Annotated in this window: 5 protein-coding genes; 2 read left to right on the forward strand and 3 right to left on the reverse strand. The window is 66.6% G+C overall.

The window, feature by feature from the left end:
* Nucleotides 1–133: 133 nt before the first annotated feature.
* A complete protein-coding gene (locus ABWP50_RS09650) occupies nt 134–328 on the forward strand; it encodes a hypothetical protein (protein ID WP_353217785.1) in 195 nt (64 codons plus the stop codon).
* Between the two features lie 421 nt (nt 329–749).
* Nucleotides 750–2,048: a methyltransferase regulatory domain-containing protein gene (locus ABWP50_RS09655; protein ID WP_353217786.1), complete on the forward strand. Its 1,299-nt coding sequence runs from the start codon at nt 750–752 to the stop codon at nt 2,046–2,048.
* A gap of 45 nt (nt 2,049–2,093) precedes the next feature.
* On the opposite strand, the gene ABWP50_RS09660 is transcribed toward ABWP50_RS09655, so the two are convergent.
* The 3 genes from ABWP50_RS09660 to ABWP50_RS09670 all read right to left on the reverse strand — a co-directional run.
* Complete coding sequence (locus ABWP50_RS09660; RefSeq protein WP_353217787.1) at nt 2,094–2,594, reverse strand: cyclic nucleotide-binding domain-containing protein; 501 nt, start codon at nt 2,592–2,594, stop codon at nt 2,094–2,096.
* A 1-nt stretch (nt 2,595) separates the two neighbouring features.
* Nucleotides 2,596–4,965, reverse strand: coding sequence for an ATP-binding cassette domain-containing protein (locus tag ABWP50_RS09665; RefSeq protein ID WP_353217788.1), 2,370 nt, complete (start codon nt 4,963–4,965; stop codon nt 2,596–2,598).
* Nucleotides 4,962–5,558 (reverse strand): ATP-binding cassette domain-containing protein (locus tag ABWP50_RS09670; protein WP_353217789.1); only part of this gene is annotated, 597 nt, incomplete at its 5' end. The genes ABWP50_RS09670 and ABWP50_RS09665, both read right to left, overlap by 4 nt.

Consider the following 5,558-nt stretch of genomic DNA (forward strand, 5'->3'; position numbering starts at 1 on the left):
GCGAGCGATTTTCTGCTGAAGCTCGACGGCATCAAGGGTGAGAGCAAGATCCCGAAGGTTCCGGGCCTTACGACCCGGCCGTAGGCCCGAACAAATAGGCCTCATCCGGCGACCCAAACTGAAGGAAAATATCATGTCCGATCTGCCAAATGACGGGATCCCAAATGATGGGACTGTCGAATTGACAGAGTCCCAGTTGAGCGACGTGGCAGGCGGGCTTCCTGCCGTTCAGAAGGTCCGCGAAGCGGCAGCCACCTCGACATCCGGGTCCGGGGGCGGGGCGCGCGTGAAAGTCTTCGACGGCAACGGCGCACCGCCCATCCTGTAAATTGAGCACACCGCTCCGGCCGCTTGGGTCGGGGCGGGCGGCGACGCCACATCTTTTGAACTAAGGAGCCGATGATGGCGACAGGCGGGGTGGGGGTGCGCATGGCCACTTGCGCCCTTGACACCGTCAACATCCTGCCGAAGAATGCGGTGCTTGACCCAGGCCGATCGGGTCGAGGCAGGCAACAAGGCCTAGCCATTTCAACCCGGGAGCCAATGATGTCCACCAACGACAAAGACGATCCGACAATCACCCCCGACGGCGCCGTCGAGATCGACGAGGCGCAGCTCGATCAGGTCGCTGGCGGCGCACGCAGCGGCAACGATGGGAGCGGAGATCGCACAACTGCTAAGCCCCCGGCTCCGACCCAGAGCCCGGGCAGGCCTCAGCGTAGGGGAGTTTTCTAAGCCAAAACCTGAGCATGACCGCCGCAGTCCAGGCCGTTCAGCCCAGCGTCGCCGCCGGTATCGACGGCTATGTCGACGATGAGGCCTATCCGAGCGGCCTGGATCAGCGCTTCACCCCCGCGTGGATCGACGCGATCCTGGCGCAACGCGGCCTTGCCGCGCCGCGCCAACCGCGCGGCCCGTTCACTTATGTCGATCTGGGGTGCGGCGACGGGGTCGGGCTGATCCTGCTCGCCGCCGCTCACCCGGAAGCCCGGTTTGCCGGCATCGACGCGCTGGCCGACCATGTGGCGCGAGGCCGGGCGCTGGCTGCGGCTATCGGACTGACGAATGTGAGCTTTCAGTGCGCTACGTTCGAAGCGGCGGACGGCATTGCCTGCGGAACCGCCGATTATGTCGCCCTGCGCGGCGTCGTCACCTGGGTGAGCACCGCCGCGGCGGGCGCGGCGCTCGATCTGGCGGCGCATCTGCTGCGTCCGGGCGGCACCTTGGCGATCGGCTACAATATCTTGCCGGCCTGGTCCCCGCTGATCCCGTTCCAGCGCCTGATCTTCGACCGGGCCGCCGCCCTCCCCGGCACCGGGTCGCAGAGGTTCGAGGCCGCGCTCGCGCAATTGCGCGCCGAGGGCCTGATCGCTCAAGCCGTGCTCGACTGGCTGGACGCGAAGCGCGAAACCCTGCCGGCCGGCTATTTCCCGCACGAATATCTCAACCGCCACTGGGCGCCGATCTGGTCGGGCGACTTGATCGCGGCGATGGACGGACGCGGGCTGCGCTTTGCCGGCAACGCCGATCCTGGCCGCCAGCGTCCCGAATTCCTGCTGCGTACGGCGCAGCGCCAGGCCCTGGCTGCCATGGCCGATACGGGCGCGCGCGAGATCGCCACCGATACCTATCTCAACTGCCCGTTCCGCACCGACTATTTCTTGAAGGCCGATGTGCCCGCAAGGGCCGACAAGGCCGCCATCGTGCCGGATCGGCTGCGGCAAGTCTGGACCGGCCACGCGCGCGCGGACACGGCGACCTATGCGTTCACGACGGCAATGGGCCGGATCGGCTTCGACAATCCAGCCGCGCGCGCCATCCTGTGTCATCTGGAAACCGGACCGGGCCGCCTCGATACGATCACCGGGATCAGCGCCGCCGACCTGCTCAACACGCTGGATGCGCTATGGCTTGCGGGGCTGGTCACACCGGCCGAGCCACCGGCGATCGTTCCGCATTCGGAGCGGACCAACCAGATCGTGGCGGCCGCCACCGCCGCAGCCCCGCTCGGCTTGATGGTTGGCGCGCACGGGATTATCGCGGGGTAGGCGGCGGCTTGGGCCCGAGCGGCGGATCACCTCCGCCGAGCTTCATTATATGTCGCGGCCCTCCAGCCTGGCTATCAGGCGCAGGAAACGGTCGCCGGCAAGGGTGAGATTGTCCAGGATCAACTCATCAAGGTCAGCGCTGTCCTCGCCGGTCATCGCCTGCAATCGGTCGGAAAGGAACACGGCCATCGCACGGTAGAACCGCATGGCCATGCCATTATCGAGCGCGAATTCGGCAAGCATCGCAGCCCGGGGAATCGCGAGTACCCGACAGTCGGTAAGCGCAGCCACGTTGGCCGTCGGCAAGCGCTTTTGGACGAACGACATTTCCCCAACAACTTCGCCGGTTTCGAGCGTCGCCAGAGGCTGGCCGCCCGGGGTGGTCACGCGCAACTTGCCTTCGGTGATGAAATAGAGATGATCGATGGCGCGTCCTGCATCGATCAGGCGTTCGCCTGCCACCAGCTGGCGCACCACCCCGCTCCGCGCTAGCCAGCCGATGTCGCGGTCGTCGAGATCGCCAAGAATGATGAGTGCCTTGCGCATGTCAATTCTCCAGCAATTGCCGCCGCGCCAGTTCGGCGAAGGCGCCGTTCCTGGCCATGAGTTCGGTGTAATTCCCGCTTTCAACGAAGCGTCCGCGTTCCAGCACGCAGATCCGATCGGCGTTGCGCACAGTTGACAAGCGGTGGGCAATAGTGACGCGGGTGGCCTTCAGCTGGTCAAGCGTACGCGCAACGATGGCCTGGGTGGCGTTGTCGAGTGCGCTGGTGGCCTCATCGAAAAACAGGATACGCGGCTTGGCTGCCAGCGCGCGGGCAATGAGAATGCGTTGGCGCTGGCCGCCGGAAAGCGTGCCGGCGCCTTCGGTGATCATGGTGTGCAACCCCATCGGGAAGCCGTCGAGATCGTCCTTGAGGCCCGCCTGTGCGGCAGCGGTCAGGCAATCTTCGAGCGTCGCCTGGGCGGCGCCGCGAATATTTTCGAAGATCGTCCCGGCAAACAACTGGCTCGATTGCAGGACCACACCGATCTGCGCGCGGACGCGCACCGGATCGAGGCTGGCCAGCTCCTGCCCATCAAACGCCAGGCTGCCGGTTGTTGGCGTTTCGAATCCGAGCAACAGGCGCAGCACAGTGGATTTTCCCGAGCCGGAGCCGCCGACAATGGCGAGATGTTCGCCCGGCCGTATCGCGAAGCTGAGATTGTGGATCAGCGGCGCCGCAGCAGTGTCGTAGCCGAAGGTCAATCCGCTGGCCTGGATGTCGCCGCTGAGCGTGCCGGGATCGGCGCGGCCGGGCGCCACTTCGGCTTCAGCCAGCAAGATCGGCCTGGCGCGGTCGGCCAACGGCTTGGCGGTCTGAATTGCCATCACCGCCTCGCAGAAGGTCGTGAACGATCCCTGAAACAGCGCGAACGCGGCCAGAAAGGCAATGAACTGGCCCGGCGGCACCTCGGCCCGAACCAGCAATGTCGCGGTTGCAAACAGCCCCATCATGGTGACGATGCCCCAGCTATCGGCAAAGGCATCGAAGTGATTGGCGGCGCGCTGGCCGCGTGCGGCCGCGGCCCGTTCGAGGGCGTAGGCATGGGTCCAGCGCGCGAGAGCACGGTTCTCAGCGGCGGCGGCGCGCAGCTTGGACACCCCTTCGAGCAGTTCGAACGTCAGTCCTGCCAGCTTCCCGTCACGCTCGGCGGCTTCGCGCAGCGGGCCGGTTTGCGCCTGACGGCTGACGATCACGCCGCCGGCATAGACGAGCGTCAGGGTAAGCCCCGCGAGCGTCAATGCGACATCATAGCTCAGCAGCAGCACCAGATAGATGAGCGCGAATGCCAGCGTCAGTCCGGCATTGAGCAGCACGCTGGTGACCAACTGGCGGACGCCGTCAAGCGCCTCCAGCCGCTGGTTGAAGTCGCCGGCCGAGACTGTCTTGAAAAATCGCGCCGGCAGGCGAAGCACCCGGTCGGCGACGGCTGCCGCCATCGCGGTCTGGCCGCGGCCGGTGACACGCGCCACCGCCATCGTGCGGGCCGACGCGATGACGGCGCCAACCAGCGCCGCAACCAGCAGCGCGATGCCGGCCGCAATCAGCAGCCCGCCGGCACCGGACGGCACGATGTCATCAAAGATCCAGCCGGTGGCAAGCGGCACCAGCACGCCAAGCAAGGCGGTGCCAAGCCCGGCCAAGGCGATGAGGGGCAGTTCCTGGCGCAGGCCGCCGATGATGCTGCCCGCCATGCCGCGAAACGAGGAGACGTCCTGGGCAAGCGGCGCGAACAGCCGCCAGGCAGAAGCATCGTATTTGCCGCCATCGATCACCACGCCCTGACAGCGATAGCGGCCGCGCGACCACAGCGCGGCGGTAACCTCAGCCCCGCCGGGGCCGCGCAGGAGCAATGGCCCGGCATCGTCGCGCCACCAGCCATCGGCCAGCACGACACGCGCGGCGCGCATGCCGGCGACGCGCGCCAGCATGGGGACTGAATCCCAGGCGCCGTCCTTGCTGTCGCCGGTTTCCAGCCCGAGTGCGGCGGCAATTTCTGCCAAAGCTGCCGCAACGCCGCGCCGGTTGCCGCCAGCAGGCGGCCGCGCGCTGATCCTGGCAGCAAGCGTCCGCGCCCTGCCTTCGTCTTCGGCGGCATAGGCGCTTTCCAGTTCGTCGGGCCGTATGATCACGCCAGCAGCATCGGCCCCGCAGGGCAGCAATGTGCAATGCGCCGTTGCAACCATCACCAGCGTGGCGTGGCCCGGCGCAAGCGCTGCGACGGTATCGCCGGCCACCATATCGCGCACCAGCCGCTGCCGTTCGGGCGTCGCGAGATAAAGCTCACCCGCGCCGGATTCCAGCCGCCACGCCGCGTCACCCGGCGGCAGCGGCAGCGCACTGCCCTGGCGGATCGTCAGCACCGCGCTCATGCCTCGACCAGCCGGGCATAGTGGCCGCCCGATGCCATCAGCGTTTCGTGGGTGCCCGTTTGTGCAACCTTGCCATTTTCGAGCACGACGATGAGATCACAATCGCGGATCGCCGAAAGTCGGTGGGCGATAAGCACGCAGGTGATGCCGCGCCGCCGGATCGCTTCCATGACGCGGTGTTCATTGACCGGATCGAGCGCGCTGGTCGCTTCATCGAGAATGAGAATGGCCGGATCGAGCGCCAGCGCGCGGGCGATCTCGATGCGCTGCTTTTCGCCGCCGGAAAAATTGCCGCCGCCTTCGCTGATCCGGGCATCATAGCCGCCGGGCCGGCTGGCGATGATGTCATGGATTTGCGCGTCCTTTGCGGCACGGATCATGTCGGGTTCCGCTATGGTCTGATCCCACAAGGTGAGGTTGTCTCTCATGCTGCCTTCGAACAGCATCACCTCCTGGCGCACCACCGCGAGCCGTGCCGCCAGGGCGGCGCGCGGCCATTCGGCATGAGGCCGGCCGTCAACCAGCACACGGCCGGAACGCGGCGTTTCCAGGCCGGCGATGAGCTTTCCAACCGTCGATTTGCCCGATCCGGA

Source organism: Sandarakinorhabdus sp., from assembly GCF_040398645.1.
In the GTDB taxonomy this organism is placed as follows: Bacteria; Pseudomonadota; Alphaproteobacteria; order Sphingomonadales; family Sphingomonadaceae; genus Sandarakinorhabdus.